General features: G+C 52.7%; 24 protein-coding genes. 8 read left to right on the top strand and 16 right to left on the bottom strand.

The window, feature by feature from the left end; all coding sequences use genetic code 11:
• Positions 1 to 95: 95 nt before the first annotated feature.
• The 5 genes from ACTU44_RS11815 to ACTU44_RS11795 all read right to left on the bottom strand — a co-directional run bounded on the left by ACTU44_RS11815 (position 96) and on the right by ACTU44_RS11795 (position 6,682).
• Complete coding sequence (locus tag ACTU44_RS11815) at positions 96 to 1,784, bottom strand: hypothetical protein (protein ID WP_114097712.1); 1,689 nt, start codon at positions 1,782 to 1,784, stop codon at positions 96 to 98.
• A gap of 265 nt (positions 1,785 to 2,049) precedes the next feature.
• The gene (locus ACTU44_RS11810) at positions 2,050 to 2,625 is read right to left on the bottom strand and encodes a PqiC family protein (RefSeq protein ID WP_462095483.1); all 576 of its coding nucleotides are present in this window, start codon (positions 2,623 to 2,625) and stop codon (positions 2,050 to 2,052) included.
• 17 nt (positions 2,626 to 2,642) lie between these two features.
• Positions 2,643 to 4,322 (bottom strand): PqiB family protein, encoded by a 1,680-nt coding sequence (locus tag ACTU44_RS11805; RefSeq protein WP_462095482.1) that lies wholly within the window; start codon positions 4,320 to 4,322, stop codon positions 2,643 to 2,645.
• Positions 4,319 to 5,635: a paraquat-inducible protein A gene (locus ACTU44_RS11800; RefSeq protein WP_462095481.1), complete on the bottom strand. Its 1,317-nt coding sequence runs from the start codon at positions 5,633 to 5,635 to the stop codon at positions 4,319 to 4,321. Before ACTU44_RS11800 ends, ACTU44_RS11805 begins: the two co-directional genes overlap by 4 nt.
• A 147-nt stretch (positions 5,636 to 5,782) precedes the next feature.
• A complete protein-coding gene (locus tag ACTU44_RS11795) occupies positions 5,783 to 6,682 on the bottom strand; it encodes a LysR family transcriptional regulator ArgP (protein ID WP_462095480.1) in 900 nt (299 codons plus the stop codon).
• A gap of 102 nt (positions 6,683 to 6,784) precedes the next feature.
• On the opposite strand from ACTU44_RS11795, the gene ACTU44_RS11790 reads away from it, so the two are divergent.
• Positions 6,785 to 7,411 carry a LysE/ArgO family amino acid transporter gene (locus ACTU44_RS11790; protein WP_462095479.1) on the top strand — a complete coding sequence of 209 codons (627 nt, stop codon included), beginning with the start codon at positions 6,785 to 6,787 and terminating at the stop codon, positions 7,409 to 7,411.
• A gap of 24 nt (positions 7,412 to 7,435) precedes the next feature.
• Here ACTU44_RS11790 and ACTU44_RS11785 read toward each other — a convergent pair whose 3' ends face one another.
• Both ACTU44_RS11785 and ACTU44_RS11780 read right to left on the bottom strand, forming a co-directional pair.
• A complete protein-coding gene (locus ACTU44_RS11785) occupies positions 7,436 to 8,014 on the bottom strand; it encodes a thymidine kinase (protein ID WP_114097706.1) in 579 nt (192 codons plus the stop codon).
• Positions 8,015 to 8,087: 73 nt separating this feature from the next.
• On the bottom strand, positions 8,088 to 8,996 hold the full coding sequence (locus ACTU44_RS11780; protein WP_462095478.1) for a LysR family transcriptional regulator: 909 nt from the start codon (positions 8,994 to 8,996) through the stop codon (positions 8,088 to 8,090).
• Positions 8,997 to 9,102: 106 nt separating this feature from the next.
• On the opposite strand from ACTU44_RS11780, the gene ACTU44_RS11775 reads away from it, so the two are divergent.
• Together ACTU44_RS11775 and ACTU44_RS11770 are read left to right on the top strand one after the other, a co-directional pair.
• A complete protein-coding gene (locus ACTU44_RS11775; protein WP_462095477.1) occupies positions 9,103 to 9,783 on the top strand; it encodes a type 1 glutamine amidotransferase domain-containing protein in 681 nt (226 codons plus the stop codon).
• A gap of 71 nt (positions 9,784 to 9,854) precedes the next feature.
• Positions 9,855 to 10,055, top strand: coding sequence for a heavy-metal-associated domain-containing protein (locus ACTU44_RS11770; RefSeq protein WP_114097704.1), 201 nt, complete (start codon positions 9,855 to 9,857; stop codon positions 10,053 to 10,055).
• Positions 10,056 to 10,161: 106 nt separating this feature from the next.
• On the opposite strand, the gene ACTU44_RS11765 is transcribed toward ACTU44_RS11770, so the two are convergent.
• From ACTU44_RS11765 to gatC, 8 genes are all read right to left on the bottom strand, one after another.
• Positions 10,162 to 10,875 carry an aspartate/glutamate racemase family protein gene (locus tag ACTU44_RS11765; protein WP_462095476.1) on the bottom strand — a complete coding sequence of 238 codons (714 nt, stop codon included), beginning with the start codon at positions 10,873 to 10,875 and terminating at the stop codon, positions 10,162 to 10,164.
• The gene (locus tag ACTU44_RS11760; RefSeq protein ID WP_114097702.1) at positions 10,848 to 12,146 is read right to left on the bottom strand and encodes a TRAP transporter large permease; all 1,299 of its coding nucleotides are present in this window, start codon (positions 12,144 to 12,146) and stop codon (positions 10,848 to 10,850) included. The genes ACTU44_RS11765 and ACTU44_RS11760 overlap by 28 nt, the downstream gene beginning before the upstream one ends.
• The gene (locus ACTU44_RS11755) at positions 12,143 to 12,715 is read right to left on the bottom strand and encodes a TRAP transporter small permease subunit (RefSeq protein WP_462095475.1); all 573 of its coding nucleotides are present in this window, start codon (positions 12,713 to 12,715) and stop codon (positions 12,143 to 12,145) included. The genes ACTU44_RS11760 and ACTU44_RS11755 overlap by 4 nt, the downstream gene beginning before the upstream one ends.
• Positions 12,716 to 12,742: 27 nt before the next feature.
• Positions 12,743 to 13,777 (bottom strand): TRAP transporter substrate-binding protein, encoded by a 1,035-nt coding sequence (locus ACTU44_RS11750; RefSeq protein ID WP_462095474.1) that lies wholly within the window; start codon positions 13,775 to 13,777, stop codon positions 12,743 to 12,745.
• Between the two features lie 300 nt (positions 13,778 to 14,077).
• Positions 14,078 to 14,923 carry a MurR/RpiR family transcriptional regulator gene (locus ACTU44_RS11745; RefSeq protein WP_114097700.1) on the bottom strand — a complete coding sequence of 282 codons (846 nt, stop codon included), beginning with the start codon at positions 14,921 to 14,923 and terminating at the stop codon, positions 14,078 to 14,080.
• Between the two features lie 143 nt (positions 14,924 to 15,066).
• Complete coding sequence (gatB, locus tag ACTU44_RS11740; protein ID WP_462095473.1) at positions 15,067 to 16,524, bottom strand: Asp-tRNA(Asn)/Glu-tRNA(Gln) amidotransferase subunit GatB; 1,458 nt, start codon at positions 16,522 to 16,524, stop codon at positions 15,067 to 15,069.
• 3 nt (positions 16,525 to 16,527) lie between these two features.
• Positions 16,528 to 18,006, bottom strand: coding sequence for an Asp-tRNA(Asn)/Glu-tRNA(Gln) amidotransferase subunit GatA (gene gatA, locus ACTU44_RS11735; RefSeq protein WP_462095472.1), 1,479 nt, complete (start codon positions 18,004 to 18,006; stop codon positions 16,528 to 16,530).
• Positions 18,006 to 18,296, bottom strand: a complete 291-nt coding sequence (gatC, locus tag ACTU44_RS11730) for an Asp-tRNA(Asn)/Glu-tRNA(Gln) amidotransferase subunit GatC (protein ID WP_114097697.1) — start codon at positions 18,294 to 18,296, stop codon at positions 18,006 to 18,008. Before gatC ends, gatA begins: the two co-directional genes overlap by 1 nt.
• Before the next feature lie 282 nt (positions 18,297 to 18,578).
• On the opposite strand from gatC, the gene ruvX reads away from it, so the two are divergent.
• Positions 18,579 to 19,103: a Holliday junction resolvase RuvX gene (gene ruvX / locus ACTU44_RS11725; protein ID WP_114097792.1), complete on the top strand. Its 525-nt coding sequence runs from the start codon at positions 18,579 to 18,581 to the stop codon at positions 19,101 to 19,103.
• A 60-nt stretch (positions 19,104 to 19,163) separates the two neighbouring features.
• On the opposite strand, the gene ACTU44_RS11720 is transcribed toward ruvX, so the two are convergent.
• Complete coding sequence (locus tag ACTU44_RS11720; protein ID WP_114097696.1) at positions 19,164 to 19,979, bottom strand: VOC family protein; 816 nt, start codon at positions 19,977 to 19,979, stop codon at positions 19,164 to 19,166.
• Between the two features lie 231 nt (positions 19,980 to 20,210).
• Here ACTU44_RS11720 and ACTU44_RS11715 point away from each other — a divergent pair, with 231 nt between their 5' ends.
• The 4 genes from ACTU44_RS11715 (at position 20,211) to plsY (ending at position 24,245) form a co-directional block, all read left to right on the top strand.
• Complete coding sequence (locus tag ACTU44_RS11715) at positions 20,211 to 21,134, top strand: AEC family transporter (protein ID WP_462095471.1); 924 nt, start codon at positions 20,211 to 20,213, stop codon at positions 21,132 to 21,134.
• Between the two features lie 174 nt (positions 21,135 to 21,308).
• Complete coding sequence (locus ACTU44_RS11710; RefSeq protein ID WP_114097790.1) at positions 21,309 to 22,268, top strand: aspartate carbamoyltransferase catalytic subunit; 960 nt, start codon at positions 21,309 to 21,311, stop codon at positions 22,266 to 22,268.
• On the top strand, positions 22,265 to 23,587 hold the full coding sequence (locus ACTU44_RS11705; RefSeq protein WP_462095470.1) for a dihydroorotase: 1,323 nt from the start codon (positions 22,265 to 22,267) through the stop codon (positions 23,585 to 23,587). The genes ACTU44_RS11710 and ACTU44_RS11705 overlap by 4 nt, the downstream gene beginning before the upstream one ends.
• Before the next feature lies 1 nt (position 23,588).
• Positions 23,589 to 24,245 (top strand): glycerol-3-phosphate 1-O-acyltransferase PlsY, encoded by a 657-nt coding sequence (gene plsY, locus ACTU44_RS11700; protein ID WP_462095469.1) that lies wholly within the window; start codon positions 23,589 to 23,591, stop codon positions 24,243 to 24,245.
• Positions 24,246 to 24,356: the final 111 nt, after the last annotated feature.

Raw genomic sequence — 24,356 nt, 5'->3', positions numbered from 1 at the left:
AAATTTGGCAACAATGACAAACACCCCACGAATTTTGCCAAATGGCTTTCGTGGGGTGTTTTTGAACTCAGAACGAAAATATCATCGAATGGTTGCTAGAAACCGCTTCGTTGCAACAAGGCATAAAAATCGCGGATCGTGCCTTCCTTGGCTGTCATATCACTGATGTCATCCACCAGCTTGTCGGTAAAGTTCGGCTGCTTGAGATATCCCACCACCCTTTTTCGGGCCATGGCTGCCGACTTGCCTTCGATCAGAACGCCGCTTGAACAGAACTGGACAAGCATGTAGGCGCGCTTGCGCAGATGCAGCGACGGATTATCAATACGCTCGATAACCTTTTCACGCACAAGATATTCGGCCAGCCCGTCATCAAGCTTTTCACCAATCTGCGATTTCTGGTCGTCCGGCAAATTGCTTGTGCTAAGCATGTCATTCATATGCTTGACCGTGGCCATCTTGTCGCGCGGTTTGGATTCCGGATCACAGAATGCACGCAACGCCCGCATATCCTTGACGGCGTCGAGCATCATGACCAACAGCTCATCTCCGAAATCTTCCACAATGCCGCTATTGGCGACGGCAATAAGCCATGTCAGTTTACGATAGTTCGGAATGAGGCGTCCGTTGATTTCTTCAACACCCTCGATCAGAGCGCGCGGGCCGCCAACATTGCGCAACCGTGCGCCACGCTCGGCGATGGCTTCGACCATTGGCGTGCCATAAATCACGCCCTGTTCGGTAATCAGGCGATCAAGAATGCCAACCAGCGGATCCGGGTCACCTTCATGACGTGTCAGACTATTTGCACTGCGCAGTTCGCGAACGATGTAGTCAAACATCGTTTCCTGACTGGTCGTGAGAAGTCCTGAACCAAAGAGAGGATTCAACAGTTCGAGAATATCGTCCGCTGCCCCGCGGTTACCCTTTGCCCGACCAAGAGCAAGATCAATGTGCAAGGTCACAGCCTCGCCAAAACTTCGCGAACTGCCCAAAAGGTCTTTGAGCGCCACCGGTGATCCCAGAATATCTGCGATCACATCATCAAGCATCTTGCGAGCAGCTTCGTCCTTTTCATCGCCCTTGACCTTGAGCGCGAGATCAAGCTTGCCCACCCAGTTTCGTGTTGAGGACAACACACGCGTCAGGGCAACCATGGTCAGGAAATCGGTATCTTCGGCAAGATTAAGGCGGCGGATTTCGTCACGAACTTCCGATATCGTCGCGTCTTCGAATGCAGGAAGATCAACCTTTTCAACTTCACGGGCGCGCGCAGACAATTGCTCGATCGCACCATGAAGATTATTCATCGCCTCGATATGGTCGCCATCCGTCGCCTTGGCGTGCAGACCCGCGACCTTGTCGACGGCTGTTGGCATCAAGGTGTCATGGAACATCAACTTGCGGAGGTTCTGGTAATTATACATTACCTCGCAAGGAGTCAGAATTTCCTGTTCGAAATACTTGCGCAGCAACCGGTTGATGGTCGCGCGGCTTTCCTTCTGCAAAAGGTCGTTATCGGTCTCGCACAGGGGCGCCTCATCGATAGAAGAAACGCGAACGTCTTCTTCTTCGCTATCGCCAGCCCCTTCTTTTTCCAGAAGAACCTTTTCAATATGACGACCGTCGCCGCGTTCCCAGTTACGGACAACGCGTACGGCAGATACCTTGGTTTTCAGAACCTTTTCAGCTTCAGAAACCGCTTCTTTTTCGACATCGAATGTCGAATGGATGATCCAGCGATCCCCTCGCTGAACCAATACTTCAAATGTCGTATCCGACATGACGCGCTCTGGCTCCCTAACTTCCTGTTTGGGCGGCATATGCTTGCCGGTATGCAGTCAGGCGCGTGTCCCACTTTTTTATATTTATATCTTCTTTATAAGGCTATTGCGGATGTGAAAACAATAGGTTGATCAAGAACTTTTACAATATTCCCAGATTTCATTGCACATCAGGACCTTAACGCAACAGTATTACAGAGCGGCAAAAGGAAGTATCGCACTTCCAAAATAGATCCGCGACGTACAATACAACGTCACAGGGGAACTAAGGGATATGGGATGCAATTTCCGTCGTCATGTCAGACAAAAGCGTACTCATTGCAACCACTGTATTCTCAATTGTTGAATCCACAGGTTTGCTGATCTTGCTGTATTTTGCCGACTGAATAATTTCCCCGTTCTTGAAATCCACCAGTTTCCAGCGCGCAACCAGTATAACGTTTCCATCCGCCTGACGTTCGAAACGGTCGATATCAAGAACGATTTGCCGTTCCACACCATCCCGCGACGTCCATGGGAAAACTTCAAGACGGGCCACCTTCCCTGTTCGGTCAAGATTATCCATCAGAACACGGGTAATGTTTTCATCAAGCGGTTCGGCCCAGCGATGACCTGCATTGACTTCAAGCCGATTGGCACTGCTACGGGTCACGATGACCGACCGGTCAAGATGGCTGGGGATTGAAACCGGCCCCACCCCTACAACGGGCGCCTGCGCAGATGGCGACGCCATCTGCTGCCCCATCGGTGACAACAGATAATAGCGATCCGTACCGGACTGGGATGCACAGGCAACAAGGATCGGCGCAAGCAAAAGCAAGGCGCATATACGAAACTGCATTCGGATTACCTGTCGCATCATTCATCCTCCTTCGGGCCACTTTTCCCAAGGATCAGGGCACTCGGGTTCTGTTCCAGGAATTCAGTCAGATCACGCAAGGACCGTGCAGTTGCACTCAGCTCCTTAAGCGCCTGTTCAAGATTATAGCGCAGCGGCGACGTCGGTGCGGTGATATCACGCACCCCACCCAAGGCTTCGCGGGCCGTATCAAGTGCGGTCTGGGTCGCGGGCAGAACAGTGGTATCAAGATTATTGACCAGACTGCTAACACCCGCAGCGGCTTGTTTAAGGTTCGTCATTGCATCACTCAGCGCGGGCGATGTAACGATATTTTCCATACCCTCTACCGTACCCAGCAACCTGATCCCGATTTCCTCAATCGGGAAAGTCTCAACCTTCTCGAGCAGGCTGCTCAGCGAATTGGCAATTTCATCAAGCTTCTGTGGCAAGGTCGGCAATTCACGATATTGCCCATTCCCGTCGCCCAGATACCTTGCAGGCGTGACCGGGTTCATTGAAAGATCCACAAACAGCTGTCCGGTGATGAAGCTTCCGGTCTTCAGGCGCGCCCGAAGGCCATTATCAACCAGTGTATCAATTGTCGCTTGGGGATCGTTCTCATCAAGATTACCGCCCACAAGACGGACCCGCTCAGGCTCGATTGTGACGACAACCGGAACACGGAAGATGTTCTGATTGATCACATATTCAAGATCAACACTTTCGACCGTGCCCACACGAATGCCGTTGAATTCCACAGGTGCCCCACGCGACAGCCCGCGCACCGATGTGTCGAAATACAGGATATATTTCAGACTGTGTCCCTGTGCCAGCAACTCGGCTTTTTCCAGGCTGCCATGCAGAAGGAATATCGTGTCGGCCTCGGCCCTTTCGTCATTTACGCTGTCATTTGGCGTATAAAAATTGATTCCGCCCGCAAGAACCGACCGTACCGACTGGGCACGGACCGACAGTCCGTCTGCATTCAGATCAAGGGCGATACCACTGGAATCCCAAAACCGTGTATTACGCTTGACCAGCGCATCAAACGGTTCTCGAATAAAGACCGGGACCGATACCCCCGTCGCATCTTCATCAAGCTTGGTCTCAAGCACTTCACCGACTTCAACACCACGCAGCAGAACGGGCGTTCCGGTCGTCAGCGACCCAAGCTCATCCGCCTTCAGAACAAACCGGGTTCCGTCTTTGTTATTGGGAATGTATTGCGGTTCTTCTTCCCCTTCGAAGGCGCGGGCGCGTTCACCAGACGCGTCTGGAACCACTTCGATATAGGCCCCCGATACAATTGTTTCCAACCCGGTAATACCGCGCGCACTAACACGCGGACGCACAACCCAGAACCGGGTCTTGTCGGTCAGATAATCGGCAAAATCCGCGTTCATACGAATGGTCAGGCGCACGTGTTCAAGTTCGTCGTCAAGATTGATTGATGTCACCTGCCCCACATCGACATCGCGATAACGTACCGCGGTCTTGCCGGCTGCGATCCCCTCTGCGGTTTCAAAGGTCACCGTGATTTCCGGACCTTTTGAGACGACATCACGCCACAATAACCATCCGCCAACGATCAAAGCCGCCAATGGCACCAACCAGACGATGGAAAAGCGTCCCCATCCTTTTTTGACCTCGGGCGACGCCGCTCGCGGGTCTGATGAAGATGAATTTTCGTCAATCATGACGGTGTCCCCTGTTTTTCAGCGCGGTCGGAGCCGAACGATATCACGGATGTTCGCATGCCTGCGCGATCCCAGATCAGGCGCGGATCAAAGGCCATAGCCGATACCATGGTCAGGATCACCACCCCGCAAAAGGCAACGGCACCAAATCCGGGGTGAACGGATGCGATGTTTCCAAGTTTGACCAATGCAGCCAAAATCGAAACCATGAAGACGTCAACCATCGACCATCGTCCGACAAGTTCGGTGATCCGGTAAATCATCGTGCGTTCCCTAAGCGGCCCTGAAAGCCCAAGATATGTTGCAAGATACACCCATCCCAGCAGAACGATCTTTACAATCGGCACCAGAATGCTGGCGGTAAAGACGACAATTGCGATGGGCCATTCCCCGGCTGCTGTCAGTGCTGCGACGCCTGATAGAATTGTGTCGGCCTCTGACTTGCCAAGGTAAGTCACTTTCATGATCGGAAACACATTGGCTGGCACATAAAGGATAATGGCCGTTAATAACAACGCCCAGGCCCGAGACAAACTACGTGCCTTGCGCTGATGAACCGCATCGCCGCAACGCGGGCATTTTGTATGGCCCGACGGGTCTTCAATAACCACCATCGCACAGGTATGGCAGCTGAGAAGTCCGTGATGCCGTGCTTCGACACCGCCTGCTTCATGGACGGGTTTAAGATCATCCTGATCAGGATAACGCAACGATTTGGGGGCAATCCGCCGCCATACTGCCCGACCATCAAGTGAAACATTCATCAATAGAACAGTCGGGATCAAACAGCAGATTGCGACAAAGGCAGGTCCGGCAATCACCTGTGCAAAATCGGTAAGTTTGGTCAATGCCACCAACAAACCGATCAGGAACACATCAAGCATCGACCAGGGCCGCACAACCGCAAGAACCCGCCAGACCTTTTGCATTCCCGGCCAGCTGGTATCAAGCCAGATCGGCACCAGGACATAGATATGAGCAACGATCAGAAGCAACGGCGCAAGAATTGAGGTCACAGCCACCATGAACGCCAGAAACGGAAAACCTTCATCCCAGAAGGTCAAAACACCGCTTGCCAGCGTATTGGTTTCAACCCGCCCTTCCATCCCGAAGGTCAGCACAGGATAGATATTGGCGATGACAAAAAGCAGCAGTGCTGTCAGCGCAAAGGCAAGCGGTTTGTCGAACCGGGTCTGTTCTGCGGAGTAAAGCGGCGATCCGCATCGTGCACAACAGGCAACGCTTCCTGCCGGGATATCTTCCTCGACATGGAGATAGTCGCAATGCTCACACGCAATCAATCGACGCGACATGGTTTTCCTGTTGAAACAAACCGTTATCAAAATTGGCTCGTCCATCAAAGTAAGCGACACTTTCGACTTCAAGTCAAATCGCATCGTGAAACCTATGGCCGCAGCCGATGTGCCTCCGACGCCCAAAAGACATCAGACAGGCCGTTGTTACAGCGTAATTTTGGGCAAAAAACGGCGCGCTTGCGACAGCACGATCTCATTTACCTGATCAAGCAGTTTGCTTTGGATGGTTTTGTGATGCCAATAAAGCGGCCGATCAATTTCATGCGGACACGGCCGGATCAGTCGTCCGGCCCGAAGCGCATCTTCGGCCTGATGCTGTTCAACGACGGCATAGGCAATGCCCTGCTCGGCCACCGTGACGAAACCCTGTGAACTCGGCACCATGTGGGCCGGGAACTCCCCCGGATTAAGACCGAAATACTGTTTTAGAAACTGGTTTTGCAGCTCGTCATGTTCGGAAAAATTCACCGCAGGGCATGCCCGCAGGGCTTCGGCAGTGACCCCGTTTGGAAAATAACGCTGATTAAAGTCAGGCGAGACAACCATAACATATCGCATCAAGCCAAGCGGTCGGACGCGACACCCCTGAATGGGCGTTGAACGCATGCTGACCGCGCCTAACACCGTTCCGTCCTGCAGGGCTGTGTGATTAAGCGATTCATCCCCGACCGCCAGATGAACAAGCAGGCCAAGTTGTTCAAACAGATGTTTTGGCACATCGACAAACCAGGTCGCCAGGCTGTCTGCATTGACGGCCAGCGCAATTTGCCCATAACCGCCGTCACTTTGAATGTCAGGCAATTCATCACGCAGTTCCTGCTCGAGCAGGCGAACACTTTGATAATGTTGCAGTAACCTTTGCCCCGCAGCCGTCGCCGCAATCGGTTTGGCGCGAATAATGACCGGTTGCCCCAAACGTTCTTCAAGCAGTTTCACACGCTGGGATATCGCAGATTGCGTCAATCCAAGCTCACGCGCCGCCTTTTCAAAGCTGCCGTGACGAATGACCTCTGCGCTTGCTTCAAGAAGTTTATAATCAAGCATATCTCTACCATTATTTTTTCTAATGATACTTTATCATAATTCGATTTTCTTATTTCAATAAATTGCTATCACTGGCGCATCACTTATCAACGGATTGCCAGAATGCTTTTGACCTTTGTGACCGGATTTGGCCTTGGCGGTGGATTGATCATCGCGATTGGCGCACAAAATGCCTTTGTCCTTGGACAGGGGTTGCGCCGCCACCATCCTGTTCTGGTGGCACTGGTCTGTGCGCTTTGCGACGCGATACTGATTGCGGCGGGCGTCGCAGGGCTTGGCTCCCTGATTGCCGCCTACCCCATCCTGACCAAAATCGCTGCCTGGGGTGGTGGTGGATTCCTGATCTGGTACGGGTTTGGTGCGCTAAAGCGCCTGTTTGAAACAGAAACCCTGTCTGAGGATGCGCAGGCGAAAAAAGGCTGGAAAGCGGTTCTGTCTGCGACCCTCGCAGTGACGCTTTTAAACCCGCATGTCTACCTTGATACGGTTGTGATGCTTGGAGGCATTGGCGGCCAGTTTCCGGCAGATGAGCGCATTGGATTTGCCCTGGGTGCCATGAGTGCGAGCTTTGTCTGGTTTTTTGCCATTGCCCTGGGTGCCGCCTGGCTTGCCCCTTATGTCGCACGCCCGATCACCTGGAAGATCGTCGACGGGCTCACATGCACCGTGATGTGGCTTGTTGCCTATAGCCTGCTTGCACCGGAAATAGCGCCGCTATTGGCCAACTGAGTAATCCGTCAAACCAGTCGGAATTCAGCTTTCCATTGCATCCTTGAAATGGCGACGGCAGACCGGCACATAGCGGTCATTGCCACCGATTTCGACCTGCGCCCCTTCACGAACGGGATCACCGTTTTCATCAACACGCAGCACCATGCCGGCTTTGCGGCCACAATGACAAATGGTCTTGAGTTCATTGAGCTTGTCCGCCCAGGCCAGAAGCCATTTTGAACCTTCGAAAAGCTCGCCCTGGAAATCAGTTCGAATGCCATAACACAGCACCGGAACATTGTGCTTGTCGGCAATATCGGAAAGTTGCCAGACCTGTTTTTTGCTCAGGAATTGGGCTTCATCGATCAGAACACAGTCAACCTTGCCCTTTTCCATCTGAGCAAAGATCAATTCGCACATATCCGTGTCAGCATCAAACAGCAATGCCGGGGCTTCAAGGCCGATACGCGATGCAATTTTGCCTTCACCGAAACGGTTGTCAAATGCCACAGTCAGCAAAAGGGTTTCCATGCCGCGTTCACGGTAGTTGAAGCTTGCCTGAAGCAGTGTGGTCGACTTGCCCGCATTCATCGACGAATAGTAAAAAAACAGATTGGCCATGGATCCCCCCGAAAGTCGTCAATGGGACATAGCCGATCATGTGCGATTGATCAATATGGTGATAAGGATGTCATCAGGCATTCCGCGAAATATCAATATCTCGCAATTCCCGACGCATGAATTCCAACAATGACTGGACTTTGGCACTGCGGGTCACGCCTGTCGGATAAACCGCATAAACCTGTAAATCCGGAAGAGTGCAATCAGGCAAGACCCAGACCAGATCGCCCTTGGTTACTTCATCTTGAACATCGCAGAACGGCACAACAGCAAGCCCGTGCCCCCCGCGCAGGAACTGCAATCGTGCCGTCGCATTGTCGACCCGGACATTCCCGTTCACCCGCACTTTCTGTTCTGATCCGTCACACATCATCGCAAGCGTTTCGGGCATCCGGCTATACATGACCCATTCATGAGCGGCCAGTTCTTCGATACTGCCCGGACACCCTGCCCGCGCAAGATATTCCGGGCTTGCGGCAACGATGCGGCGCGTTTGATAAAGCTTGAAGCTTTTAAGTTCGGAACTTTTCAACGGCCCTGACCGAATACCGATATCAATGCCCATTCCAATCAGATCAACGACATCGTCACTCAGATGCACATCGATTGCCACGCCGGGATATTGCTGCCGGAAACGGTTCAGGATTGGAACGATACGTAACGTCCCGAGATGAACTGACGAGGTTATCGAGATTTTGCCAACCGGCTCGTCACGCAATTCTTCGACCCTTTTGCGTGCGGCTTCGGCTTCAAGCATGATGGTTCGGCAACTGTCATAATAACGTGCCCCCGCGTCGGTGATGCTGAAAGTTCGTGTACTTCGACGCAACAATGGCACCCCCAGCTTGGCTTCGAGCTGACGGATCTGATGCGATATTGCGGCCCGGCTAAGCCCCATCTTGCGCGCAGCTGCTGAAAACCCGCCCTCTTCGACCACTCGGGCAAAAATCATCATTGCTCTGACTTCATCAAGTGCCGACATATTATATGCTCAATAAATTTGACAATCTGTTCAATTATTCATTCTAACGCAAATTTTGTCAGCCAGTTACTATCAGGGCAAATGAATTCAACGCATGGAGGATTTGATGCGTATTCTGATGATCACGACATCCCACGACCAGATGGGCGACACCGGTCACAAGACCGGCATATGGCTTGAAGAACTGGCTGCCCCCTATTTTCGCTTCATCGACGCCGGAGCGACAATTACCCTGGCTTCCCCAAAGGGCGGGAAACCGCCACTTGATCCCAACAGTCTGGTTCCCGATGCCCTGACAGAGGCAACCGAACGCTTCGAAAAAGACGACGCGGCCAAACAGGCGTTTGAAAGCACCGTAACCCTTGATGGGCTGCGCGCAGATGACTTTGACGCACTGTTTTATCCGGGCGGGCACGGACCGCTTTGGGACCTTGCCACTGATGCGAAATCGATTGCCCTGATCGAGGCATTCTCTGCACAGAACAAGCCGGTTGCAGCCGTGTGCCATGGGCCTGCGGCACTGGTCAACGCCAAAACAGCGGACGGAAAGCCACTGGTTGCTGGCAAACGTGTCACCGGCTTTACCAATGACGAGGAAAAAGCTATCGGCCTTGAAAAGGTCGTACCCCTGTCAATTGAAGATGAATTCAAAAAGCAGGGCGGCAGTTACGAACGCGGTGAAATGTGGGCACCCTTTGCCGTGGTCGATGGCAAACTTGTCACCGGCCAAAATCCCGCATCCAGCGACGCAACAGCAGATGAGATTATCAAATTGCTGTCTGCATAAAACCGCTTGACCTTCCATCTACTGGAACCTCCATACTGGCGCCATAGGCACCAAACTTCTGGAGAAATCTGATGGTGAAACTGAAGGTCGAAAAAATGAGCTGCGGGCACTGTGCAAGTGCCGTGACCGCAGCAGCAACCAAAGTCAGCGGCGTTGACGGCGCGACCGTTGATCTGGAGGCAGGCGAAGTCGCCGTTTCCGGAAACCCAGACGTCAATGCACTGATTGCGGCAATCACCGATGCTGGCTATCCGGCATCGGAAACGCACTAAACGACATAGCAACGTTCGTGTCCCCCACCCGAACGTCGAAGCCGCCTGTATCGTATTGATGCAGGCGGCTTTTCTTTGCCATACCCATATTACTGCAATACTCTGGTCAGTAGTTTCTGGATAAAACTATTCGTTGTTCAGCAAGCTTCACTGCCTCGGACACCCCATCCACAAAAGGCACACCGAACCGGAAAGATAATTCGTCCCCATACCCGGCCAGCGCCCCGGATCCCAGAAGTATTGCCTGCGCGTGATCATCGTCAATCGCACTCTGTATGGCCTTATCGAGACATTCCGATGTCTGCCCGAAAGCTGCGGCATCTTCGATACTGATATCTGCAGCTCGGACGAGCGAAACTTTATCAACTTCGTATTTCTTAGTGAGCTCGACGATCCCTTGCACCGCGCTTTTAACCGTCGTAACGATAGAGAAAGCTGGCGCAATCCTGCTTGCCGCAAGCATACCTGCCTCACACATACCAATCGTCACACGACCTGTCGCAAAAGCTACTTCATCAACAGCAAAGTCGTCGAAGCACGCTAGGATATAAGCGTCAAACGGATCGCTCATGGTCTTGGCTGCGATATCGAGCACTTGCTCCTTTGCTGTCTCTCGGTCCTGCGCCGTCACAATCGAAAACGGCCCTTCAAGGGGATTTACGACCTCAATATGACTGTCAAACCGTGCACTGCCGTCTACTGCCAACCGAACGCGCGCTGTGACCTCAGGATTGGTATTTGGATTGATGACAAGAATGCGGCGGCGTGGCGAGATGGAACTAGTCTGCATGATCAGTTCGCCACCATATTCGGTAGCCACATGACAAACTCGGGGAAGACAACAAACATGATCGCCACGCCGATCATGATCGCGACAAACGGAAGCGTCCCAGAAATTACGTCGCTAAAACTACCATTGTCTACACGTACGCCCTCGACAACAAAAAGGTTCATGCCAACAGGCGGCGTAATAAGGGCAATCTCGCACATGACTACAATGAATATACCAAACCAAATCGGATCGACGCCGACCGCCGTCACCATTGGCAGTGCAATTGGTACAGTCAAGACCAGCATGGACATTGCGTCAAGAAATGCCCCGAGGACGATGTAAAAGCAGATAAGAATAAACAGTAAGGTAAGGCGCTCAAGTTCAAATGATACGATCCAATTGGTTACGGCCTGCGTCACACCAAGCATTGAAATGGTCACATTTAACAACAGAGCACAAGCCAGCACCAAGACAACCATCCCGGTCGTTTTTGCCGCGTGAAGCGAGCAATTAACAAACAACTCCCAGTCAAGCTTTCCGCTAAAATAAACAAATCCCAAGGCTATTACGACCCCAAGAGCAGCAGATTCAGTCGGAGTTGCAAGTCCCCCATAAATGCTACCCATCACAACCACAAAAATAACAACAGCCGGAATCAAATGGATCAGCGATTTGAGCTTTTCGCGCAATGGGACACGTTCATTCTGGGTAACGGGATTGGCGTTGCGATGAACAACAATCACATACAAGGAGAAAAGACTAGCCAAAAGAAGTCCCGGCAGCACACCAGCAGCGAACAACTGCCCGACTGAAGTATTGGCAAGAGATCCATAAACCAAAAGATTGATACTAGGCGGTATCAGAATGCCGAGTGTGCCACCTGCCGCCAATGTGCCAAGCGACGGTTTCACCGGGTATTTCCGTTCATGCAAAGCCGGAAGCGCGATCGACCCCACTGTCGCCGCAGTCGCAACGGATGATCCGGAAGTCGCCGAAAACAACGTACAGGTCGCAATATTTGTATGGAGAAGTCCGCCTGGCAACCTATCAAACCAAACCGCAAGCGTTTCAAACATCCTGTCAGCAATACCACTTCGCAGAAGCAGCTCTCCCAGCAGCATGAATAAAGGTATTGCCAGCATTGACGGCGAATTGAGGCTTGCCCACACGACGCCCCCCATGATTTCCACCATTGGCATACCAAACATCAGATATCCGCCCAATGCTCCAACGATAACAATGGCGATCGCTACCGGAATACTGAGAAACATCAAGGCCAACATTGCCGCAAACCCGACACCGACAAGCACAATACTCATACTTTTTCTCTCTGCATCCGTTGTTGAAGGTCATTGAGCTCTGAAACAAGTTCAGACTGAACTGTCTCTGGACCGAAATGACAAACCAACCCCTGCCAATCCCGTTTTAGCAGCAATCTTGCCGCCCTGATCGATAGAGCGATCGTAGCCAAGGCAAACATCGCCATCGAGAACACCCAGATAGATTGCGGATAGATCAGGGGCGTCGCCCATGGCGTTTGCGCGATTGAGTTATAGGTCGCGGTATCGATGACCGTGCGAATAGAAAAATAGACAAGATAAATCGCAAGAACGCTCATCATCACGGACGCTACCAAATTCACGATTGCCTGCCCGGCGACCGGCAATCTATTTTGCAGGATATTGATTCTGATATGGGCGTTGTGGATCAGGGCCACTGTAAAAGCCAAAGGTGCGCAAATCGCAACTGCATAACCGCTTAGCTCATCCACCCCACCAAGGGAGAAGGCTAAAAATTTCCGTAAAAGGGTTTCGGCAGTAATTGTGATCGACAGAAATATCATCACGATACCAAATACCGTTCCGGCAACCTTTCCATAAAAATTCATCGCACTTCCCCTTTGTGAGATATCGCGTTACAGGCCGAGATTCTTACCAATTGTTGCACGCCACTCCGCTTCGCAGTTCGGTGACATGGCATTACATTGTTCGGCCCAAACCGGTAGCGACTTTTCACCAACGGCCTTTGCGACCAAGGCAATATCACTGTCTAGAACCGGGACTTCCTTAAGGCTGTATGGTTTGCCCTGCTCGCACGGCTCTACACCGGTATTGCAGCGCATTGAGTCGTCGTACAGTTCTTCCGAGTAAGCCCATATTTCATCGACAAGCGCCGCTACAGCGCCTTCAAGTTTCGACTGATCGTCCGCGGTCATTTTTTTCCAGGTATCGAGATTTATGGCATAGCCGTTGATGGCAAGCTGAAGGGCCAACGGCAATACGGTTGTCGTTGCTTCTGGCCAGCCAGCTGCGTTGGCAGACGCTGGTCCGGTAATGGCGCAATCAACAACACCACGAGACAACGACTGCTGAACTTCACCAAACGGCATTGGCACACCAGTTGCCCCAAGCCCGGCGATAAAGTTGGCTGCACTCTGATCCCCGACGCGCACCTTCAGACCCTTCAGGTCATCAAGCCCGGTAATTTCAGGTTTACAGAAAATAACCTGCGGTCCAGCTGGCCAAACACCAAGCAGTTTGGCGTTGAATTGTTCCTGAATTCTGCCATCGACATAGTTTTTGAATGCGTCCGTATTCTTGCGGCCAGCCGCAAATGTCGTATTCAAACCGACCAGATCAAGACCAAGAACACTTGGTTCGTCGCGGCTGACCTGAGGACCACGAATTGAGACGATATCAAACAGGCCTGACTTCAGAACGCGCAATCCATCTGAGTCCGGAATGCCGGTTACGTCCACTGGGCTATAGGCAACCGCCACATCAATTCCTGTGTTAGCGGCAAGGTTTTCAAAGAACGGTTTTTCTTTGTTGTTGGCAATAAGACCTGAACCAGCAGGTTGCCCCATGACTTTAAGTGAAAGCGTCTCAGCGGAAGCAGGCACGACTGACGCGGCTACCAAACCAATAACCATCAAGATGTGTTTCGACATACGCATATCCATTTCCTTCGCAATGTGCGGTCAGAACACCGTCTGCCCGCATGACAGAGCCAACAACTATGGGTGAACGAAGGAAATTCCCCCCTCCCGTTCACGACCTGCGCAAAAGCACAGGCACCACCAAGCTCGAACATGACGATACAAATTTCATGCCATTTTTACATGAAACCATAGTTTCTTGTGTTTTCATGCAATATCCGCACTCTCCGGAAGGGTGCTGCATAAAAAAAACACCAATCGTATGATTATTTTTTGTGCGACGCCAAATTTACTGTCTATTTATTGGGCGGATTAAAGTTCGCCAAGCTTTTCGTTCAACGTCTCTATCGAACGCAACCGGCTTCTGCCATCGGCCTTTGCCAGTTCTATAGTACGCATGCAGAGATAGTGACAAACCGCCATGACCGAAACATGACTGAACAAGGGCCCGGTAGCCTGTGTCTGACAACGAAAATGCCAGGTTGCGCTTTTGTTGAAGTCTTCCCCCTCATCAGTAAGGTAAAGAACCTTCGCCCCCGTCTGAACAGAATGATCAATAATCTGGCTCAACTGGGGTATCCGGCGCCTTAATCCGAAGACGATCACACAGTCCTCTGGCTTGACACTAACAAGGTGCTCTCCTAGCGTCTCACCACCCCGTGGGAGAGCAACGATGTTTTCGATGACCTGTATTAATTGCCACTGCAAATAACTGGCGAATGGATGACTGGCCCGGAAACCAAAAACCCAAGTTTTGCGTGCTGACAGCAACGATGAAGCGACATCATCTACTTCCACCTGAGAAATAGTAACGAACGTTCGATCAAGGTTTTCCTTGTTCTGAGCAATGCTTGACGCAAGAGATGCTTCTTCCGAATTCTCGCCGTGACCGCCAAGAAACAGTCTTGAGCCTGTTCGCCGCTCAATCCTTGCATGCAACCTGGCCGCTTCGTAATTCTCATAGCCAACACGCCGCACGAACCTAGAAACCGTCGCCTTCGAGACGTTTGCGAGCTGTGCCAGTTCCTGAGCTGAGTAGCTTGCAAGCTCCCCTGGAAAGTCACAAACAAACTCACCCAGACGGCGCTCCGCCGGATGCAAGTCGGGCAAAGCCGCCCTTACCCGTGCAAGGAAAGAACGCTTTTCAGAAGAAGTCATTAACTCACCGTGAAATTGTGATTTCAGGTACTATGCACAAGAAACGAACGGTCAGCAATATTTCCCCTTTCTGTCTCGCATTCCAAACAAAAGAAGCCCCGCAAATTGCGGGGCTTCTTCATCTATTTGCTTTCGACCCTCAATCAGCCGAGGATTATTTTATCGCGAAGCATCTTGTTGACCATGCCCGGGTTGGCTTTACCACCCGTGGATTTCATGACCTGACCAACAAACCAGCCCAACATCTTGTCTTTGCCCGCACGGATTTCTTCTACCTTGTCCGGGTTCGCAGCAATGACTTCGTCAATTGCCGTTTCAATCGCACCGGTATCTGTGATCTGTTTCAGACCTTTTTCCTCGACGATCTTTTCAGGATCACCGCCGGTTTCGATCATGATTTCAAAGACATCCTTGGCGATACGGCCAGAAATGGTGTCATCGGAAATAAGATCGATCAGCTTGCCAAGGTTTTCAGCCGAAACCGGGCTGTCTGCAATGCCGACTTCTGCCTTGTTCAGTGCGCCAAACAGGTTGGTGATCACCCAGTTCGCCGCCAGTTTGCCATCACGGCCCTTGGCAACGACTTCGTAGTAATCAGCCTTTTCCTTTTCAGCAACGAGCACACCGGCATCATAAGCCGACAGGCCGTTTTCACGCATGAAGCGGGCTTTTTTCTCGTCCGGGAGTTCCGGCAGCTCTTTTTCGATTTCCGAGATGAATGCATCATCGAAAACAAGCGGCAGCAAATCCGGATCCGGGAAATAGCGGTAATCATGTGCCATTTCCTTGGAACGCATCGAACGGGTTTCACCCAGACGCTGATCATACAGGCGGGTTTCCTGAACGATTTCGCCGCCACCTTCGATCACTTCGACCTGGCGTTTTGCTTCAATCTCGATCGCTTGCATCACAAAGCGGATGGAGTTGACGTTCTTGATCTCGCAACGGGTACCAAACGGCTCGCCCGGACGACGGACCGAAACGTTGGCATCGCAACGCATCGAACCTTCGTTCATGTTACCGTCACAGGTACCAAGGTAACGTACAATCGCACGCAGTTTGGTGAGGTACGCGCCCGCCTCTTCCGGGGTGCGGATATCCGGCATGGAAACGATTTCCATCAGCGCGACCCCCGACCGGTTCAGGTCGATATGCGAATATTTCGGGTCCTGATCGTGCATCGACTTGCCGGCGTCCTGTTCAAGATGCAGACGTTCGATGCCCACTGCCTTGGTCGAACCATCGGGCATATCAAGAATGATCGTGCCTTCGCCGACAATCGGCTTGTCAAACTGCGAAATCTGATAGCCCTGCGGCAGATCGGCATAGAAATAGTTTTTGCGGGCAAAAACGCTTTCCTTGTTGATCTTGGCCTTAAGACCCAGACCGGTTTTAACCGCCTGGCGGACACATGCTGCGTTCACAACCGGAAGCATGCCCGGCATTGCAGCGTCAACGAGGCTGACATTGGTGTTCGGATCATTACCGAACTTGGTCGAGGCACCAGAAAACAGTTTGGATTCGGAAATCACCTGACAGTGAACTTCCAGACCGACAACGATTTCCCACGGGCCGGTCGAACCTTCAATCACATAGGTCATGGATTAACCCTCCAGCCCGGACGGTTTTGCGGTGAAGTTGGCGGCACTTTCGAGCACACCACCAACACGCAGAACGGTTTCTTCATCAAACGGCTTGCCAATCAGCTGCAGGCCAAGCGGGAGCCCCTCGGACGACAGGCCGGTCGGAAGCGACAGGCCAGGAAGACCCGCAAGGCTTGCCGGAACCGTAAAGACGTCATTCAGATACATCTTGACCGGATCGCCCTCGTTCTCGCCGATTGCAAAGGCAGCCGACGGGGCCGTCGGGGCCAGAATGGTATCAACGGAGCCAAAGGCATTGGCAAAGTCTTCATAGATACGACGACGGACTTTAAGCGCCTTGTTGTAATAGGCATCATAGTAGCCAGCCGACAGCACATAGGTACCAATCATGATACGGCGCTGGACTTCCTTGCCGAAGCCTGCTGCGCGCGACTTCATATACATGTCGTCAAGGCTGTCGCCCTCATCCATGACACGCTGGCCGTAACGCAGGCCGTCATACCGTGCAAGGTTCGACGATGCTTCTGCCGGGGCAACGATATAATAGGTGCCAAGCGCGTATTTGGTGTGCGGAAGCGATACATCGACCACTTCGGCACCTGCATCACGCAGCATGGCAACGCCGTCATCCCAAAGCTTGCTGATTTCTTCGGGCATGCCATCGACACGGTATTCTTTCGGGATACCGATCTTCATGCCGCGAATGTCGCCGGTAAGGGCTGCTTCGAAATCAGGAACCGCCATCGGAGCCGACGTGCTGTCCTTGGCATCATGGCCCGCCATCGAACCCAGCATGATTGCCGCGTCACGAACGGTCTTGGTCATCGGACCAGCCTGATCAAGCGAGCTCGCAAAGGCAACAATGCCCCAGCGCGAGCAACGACCATAGGTCGGCTTCAGGCCAACAATACCGCAATAGGATGCCGGCTGACGGATCGAACCACCGGTATCGGTACCGGTGGCTGCAAGCGCCATGTTGGCAGCCACAGCTGCCGCCGAACCACCAGATGATCCGCCCGGCACCAGATCCTTGCCGTCTTTGCCCTTCCAGGGGTTGATCACATTGCCGTAATAGGACGACGTGTTCGAAGACCCCATGGCAAACTCGTCAAGGTTGGCCTTGCCGAGCATGACCGCACCGTTGTCAAAAAGATTGCGGGTGACGGTAGATTCATATTCCGGTTTAAAACCTTCGAGGATGTGCGAAGCCGCCGTGGTCTGAACACCTTCGGTGCAGAACAGGTCCTTGATCGCAATCGGCAGGCCTTCCATTTTGCCAGCTTCGCCCTTGGCGCGCTTGGCATCGGATGCCTTGGCCATCTCGATGGCTTTTTCCGGGGTTTCCGTGATGTAAGCGTTCAGATTGCGATGCGCTTCCATCGATTTCAGGTGTGCTTCGGTCAGCTCGACCGAGGTATAATCACCTTTTGCAAGCCCGTCGCGGGCTTCTGCAAGCGTCAGATTTGTCAGATCAGTCATTATTCAACCACCTTGGGCACAACAAAACAGCCAGCATCGGTCATCGGTGCGTTCGACAGCACTTTTTGCTGGATGTTGCCATCGGTGACTTCGTCCTTGCGCAGCGGCAGGGTGAGATCGGCAACCGACGTCAGCGGGTCGCAACCCTCGACATCAACTTCTTGCAGTTCCTCGACGAAATCGAGGATACGGGTCAAATCTCCCGCCAGTTCGGAAAGACCTTCTTCGGACACGTTGATACGTGACAGATAGGCAATGCGGCGAACTGTTTCCTTATCCAAAGACGACATGGATGAAAGTCTCTCTTAAGGAATGACAAAAAACCCGGCAGACATTTCATCTGCCAGAACTTGAATTACAGCGCGGAAACTAGCACCCTGCCGCCCCTATCGCAAGGCCCGCAAACGCCCTAAAGGTGCGACATCTGCAATCACCGCTATCCAATGTCGCCATCAAGGTCAAAAATGCCCGCAACGATCCGCAAATGACGTTACAATCGGGCATGCCTGAATTGCGTCCTTCAACCGGCAATTCGGCTGGTGTTTTACAATCAACCCGCCTATAAGGTCGCCATGATTTGCAATGATACTCAGGAATTGCTGCGGTTTTTAGCACCAGCAGCGCGCGTTTTGGGCCTGGACCTTGGCACCAAAACCATTGGCGTGGCCCTTTCAGATGTCGGGCTGCAGATCGCTTCACCTTATGAGCTGATCTCGCGGAAGAAATTTACCCGCGATATCGCACAGCTATCGTCGATCATTACCAAGCAGAATGTTGGTGGCATCGTCATTGGCTTCCCGCGCGAACTGGATGGTTCGATCGGCAAGGCCTGCCATCGCGTTTACGCCTTTATCGACGAGATGGAAAAATACATCGACCTGCCGGTACTGATGTGGGACGAACGTCTTTCGACCAACGCGGTCGAGCGTATCCTGATCGAGGAAGTCGACATGACCCGCAAACGTCGTGCGGAAGTCGTCGATAAAACGGCAGCTGCCTATATCCTGCAGGGCGCACTTGATCACCTTAACCGTCATACCGATCCGGGTGAAAACGCGGAACCCGATGAAGACGAATTTGACGGCGACGAAGACTGATATCCTCGTCCTGATCATCTAATGATTTTAAAAAGCTGCCTGTTCATTCAGGCAGCTTTTTTATCTGGATTTGATGACGACCATCAGTCCAAAGAACTTCGATGGCGGCAGGATCAGTTGCCCCTTCTTCTGAACCGCCCCAAGGGACAATGCAGCGTCTGCAATCTTGCTGATATCTTCGACAATCAGCTCAAATCCGGCAAATCCGTCTGTTGAGAATTCAGGATCATCAAAACCGTATTTTGCAATCAATTCATCGCTGTGAAGGGCTTCAACCAGATGATCGATCCTGATTGCTTCATAGAAATCACGTACTGCATCCGCCGCCCAATGGCTTAACATCACCTTGCCAATCGCCTTTGCACCATTGGCATGCGACTGATATTGCGGAAAATAGAAATTCTGTGGCGGGTGGCGATGCTGGCAAACAAATGTAACCGCATTGCGCAGCAACGGATGATTTGCAAAGGCCAAGGAGAATGCCACGCCCACCGTGTCACCATCTGGAGTCCGGGCGTCACGTTCAAAGTGAAATACCGGCGGAACCGCAGCACCGGCAGCAATGAAATCCTCGCGGTCCTTTTCTGCATCGCGTGATTGCAGTGCCAGCATCGACATGCCCTGACGATGGCGCAGATAATCACGGTTATAGACCGCAAAGGAAAACGGCGCCGACAAATCGGTTTCGGCAATCTTACCGGGATCCACCACGGCAAGCAGCTCAATATACATACCATCAAGCTGGATCAGCGCATTGCCGGTCCCGAACGGATGAATGGCACGGGGCGTCACGGTAAAACCGAGCAGGGAATAGGCAGCAATCGCCGCATCAAGATCATTCACACATAGAACCAAATGGTCGATTGCGCGCGACATAGCGTCCCCTTTTGTTTTAGCAGCCCTGGCACTTTACAACGAGGGCACCCTTATAGATGTGCTGACTATCACATTCTGATTGCTCAACAAAGAACAACCGGGTCGCAGGTGAATTAAAGTCACCTAGCCCAATCGCTTGCAGCGATTGCATTTTTATCGGAAAACATAAGCTAGCGCCGGACCTTTCAAACCGAAATGCACCCGGCACACATCAAGCCAGCAGGTCTTTTAATGATCGCCATTCTGTCCGCCCTTTTGCCAACATTTGCCCTGATCGTTCTGGGCTATGTGCTTCGCCAACGACGATTCCTGCCTGATACATTCTGGCCGGGCGCAGAGAAACTGACCTATTTTGTTACCTTTCCAGCGTTGCTGTTTTCCAATACCGCCAAGGCCGACCTTGGCAGCCTGCCACTTGTCGGGATCACCAGTGCAATGCTTGGAACCATTGCGATTTGCACCGTCCTGATCATGGTACTGAAGCCGGTTCTAAAGGTCAGCCCGGCGGCATTTTCATCGCTGGTTCAGGGGGCTATACGCCCCAACACCTATATTGGTCTTGCGGTTGCAGCCGCCCTTCTTGGAACATCCGGACTGACGGTTACAGCGCTTTGTGTGGCACTGGTTGTTCCGACCGTGAATGTCATATCGGTTCTGGCCTGCGCCCATTGGGGGAACAATGACCGAACACCCGGCTTGCTATCGCTGTTGCGCGATGTTTGCAAAAACCCGTTACTGGTGGCATGCGTTTTGGGCAGCCTTTTCAATGTTTCAGGTCTCGGTTTACCCCCTGTGATCGGCCCGTTCCTTGAAGTTCTTGGACGTGCTGCACTGCCAATCGGCCTGCTTGCGGTCGGCGCCGGGCTTGATCTTAAGGCCGCACGCAATGCCGGGGTTCCGGTTGGCATATCGACCTTCGGCAAGCTTGCGATCAGCCCGGCAATTGCCGCCGGACTTTGTTTTGCCCTGGGATTGCCCACAATCGAGAGCGCGGCAGTAGTGCTTTATGCCGCCCTTCCCTGTTCGGCCAGCGCCTATGTTCTTGCCCGCCTGATGGGCGGCGATGCCCAAATGATGGCCAGCATCATCACCGTTCACACACTTGTTGCCATCATCACCATGCCGATCATCGCCGTCCTGATGCATGTGGTTTAACCGGCCTCACAATTCTTGACCACGCCGAAAACCTGACCGATCAGTCAGGAAAACCTTCGCATCTTCGGGGCCAGGTTTGGAATATTTAACTTTTCGTGACAGGGGCAATTCGCTATGCTCCGCGCGAAAATTTTTCCAGACCATCCAAGGGAAATGTGCAACGCCATGAGCGTCATGGGACCAGCGGCGGATCACTATCCGCACCCACACCTCCTCGGCATCGAGGGTCTCACCCCCGGGGAAATCACCCTTATTCTTGATCGGGCACAGCATTACGCGGAAAAGAACCGTTCTGCTGACAAGACCAGCAATATTCTGGCAGGTGCCACGGTTGTTAATCTGTTTTACGAAAACTCCACCCGCACGCTGACATCGTTTGAGCTTGCCGCCAAACGTCTGGGCGCGGATGTCATCAACATGACGGTCGGGACCAGCTCGGTCAAAAAGGGTGAAACCCTGATTGATACCGCCATGACGCTGAACGCCATGAACCCCGATGCACTTGTCGTTCGTCACGGCGATAGTGGCGCTGTCAAACTGCTGAGCGAAAAGGTCAATTGCGCGGTTTTGAATGCCGGTGACGGTCGCCACGAGCACCCGACACAGGCCCTGCTTGATGCACTGACCATTCGTCGCCACAAGGGACGTCTGCACCGTCTGAACGTTGCGATCTGCGGTGATATTGCGCATTCGCGCGTTGCACGTTCGAACATTCTGTTGCTCAACACCATGGGATCGCGTGTGCGTCTGGTCGCTCCGCCAACCCTTATCCCGTCAAAGATTGACCGCATGGGTGTCGAGATTTTCCATGACATGGAAGAAGGACTGAAGGATTGCGATATCGTCATGATGTTGCGTCTTCAGCTTGAACGCATGGAAGGAAGCTTTATCCCGTCTGTGCGCGAGTATTTCCATTTCCATGGTCTTGACCGGGCAAAGCTTTCCAATGCCAAACCCGATGCACTTATCATGCATCCCGGCCCGATGAACCGCGGCGTTGAAATCGACAGTGAAGTCGCCGACGACGTCGAACGTTCCGTGATCCGCGAACAGGTCGAAATGGGAGTTGCCGTACGTATGGCCGCGCTGGAATTGCTTGTGCAGAACCACAGAAAGCTGGGAGGTCAGGCATGAACCCCGCTATTCGCGCCAAGGGCGCAGGCAAAAAGGCCCTTATCAATGCTCGCCTTCTTGATCCGGCCGCCCAGACCGATGGCCCGGGTGGCCTTCTGATCGAAGATGACACCATCATCAAATCCGGCTCCGGCATTACAAAGGATACTGTGCCCGAAGGGTTCGAGATCATCGATCTTGGTGGTGCCTGCCTGGCCCCCGGTCTGGTTGACATGCGTGCCCAGCTCCGTGAACCGGGTTTCGAGCACCAGGAAACCATTGAGACAGCTGGTAAATCAGCCGCCATTGGTGGCGTTACCACCATCATCGCCCTGCCCAATACCGATCCGGTGATTGACGATGTTGCCGGTGTCGAGTTCATCGCACGCCGTGCGCGCAAGGTCGGGCTGGCAAAGGTCTTTGTCTATGGTGCCGTTTCCAAAGGTATCGAAGGCAAGGAAATTACCGAAATGGGCCTTCTGCATCAGGCAGGTGCAGTAGCATTCTGTGACGGCGTCAAAACCATCGCCAGTGCGCGTTTGCTGCGTCAGGCTCTGTCCTACTCCGCCTTTTTCGATGGCATGATTGTGCAGCACCCCGAAGAACCCGAACTTTCCACGGGGGCTTCGATGAATAGTGGCGAGCTTGCCACCCGTCTTGGTCTGTCAGGTGTTTCGCCGCTTGCAGAAGTCATGCAAATCGAACGCGACTTGCGCCTGGCCGAAATGACAGGCGGTAGACTTCATTTTGCACATATTTCGACAGGTGAATCGGTCGAAGTCATCCGCAAGGCCAAGAAACGCGGCCTTAAGGTGACTTGTGACACCGCGCCATTCTATTTCGCGCTGAATGAAAACTCGGTATCGGATTATCGCACCTTTGCCAAACTGTCCCCGCCACTTCGTTCAGAAGATGATCGTCAGGCGATTGTGGCCGGACTGGCCGATGGCACCATTGATGCCATCGCATCGGACCATAATCCGCAAGATGCCGATTCCAAACGCTTGCCCTTTGCACAGGCAGCTGCCGGTGCGGTGGGCTTTGAGACACTTCTGCCGATTTCACTGGAACTTTACCACAACGGCCACATGTCGCTTCTTGAGGTCATCACCAAGCTGACACGTATTCCGGCAGAACTGGTACGCATCAAGGGTGCCGGAACGTTGGCCGAAGGCACGCCGGCCGATCTGGTGGTATTTGATCCGGATCGTCCGTGGAAAATCGATCCTTATCAGTTCCATTCGAAATCGAAAAACTCACCATTTGATGGTCGCCTTACACAGGGTCGTGTTCTGCGCACCCTGATTGATGGCCGCGAAATCTTCAAGGAAGGCGCCTGATATGGAACTCGACGAAGGCTACAAGGCCATGCTGATGTCGCTGCAGATCGCCACGGTTTGTGGTTATTTGCTGGGCTCCATCCCGTTCGGGCTGGTTCTGACACGTATGGCGGGTCTTGGGGACATTCGCAAAATCGGATCGGGCAATATTGGTGCAACCAACGTTCTGCGTACCGGTCGCAAGGGTCTGGCATTCATGACCCTGATTGGCGATGCAGGCAAAGGTGCCTTTGCAGCCCTTCTGTTCACTCATATGGCAGGTGTTGAACAGGGAATATTTGCCGGTGGCGCCGCCGTCATCGGACATATGTTCCCGATCTGGTTGCGTTTCAAAGGCGGCAAAGGTGTCGCCACCACGCTTGGCACCCTTGCAGCCGTCAACTGGATCATGGGGCTTTGTGCAGCACTGACCTGGCTTGTTATGGCGCTGATTTTCCGCATCTCGTCGCTGTCGGCATTGATTGCGATGATTGCCGCACCGCTTGCTGCATTTTTCATTGCAAACGATCCCGGTGCCGGATGGCTTGGCGTGTTTCTGGCAGTCATTGTCTGGGCAGCACACCATGCCAATATCGGGCGTCTTTTGCGCGGTGAAGAACCCAAGATCGGTCAGAAGAAGAAACAGTCAGAAGAAGATAGCGCGCCCCCGGAAAACTGAGCCGTCCTTTCGAATAGCTTGACGAAGCAACGCCCGGATGACCACAATCCGGGCGTTATGCATTTAAGTGATCAACAACCGGCACGATTGGCACAATCAGAACGCCTTGCC

The organism is Thalassospira sp. SM2505, assembly GCF_054901115.1.
This window is presented reverse-complemented; position numbering and strand designations above follow the sequence as displayed.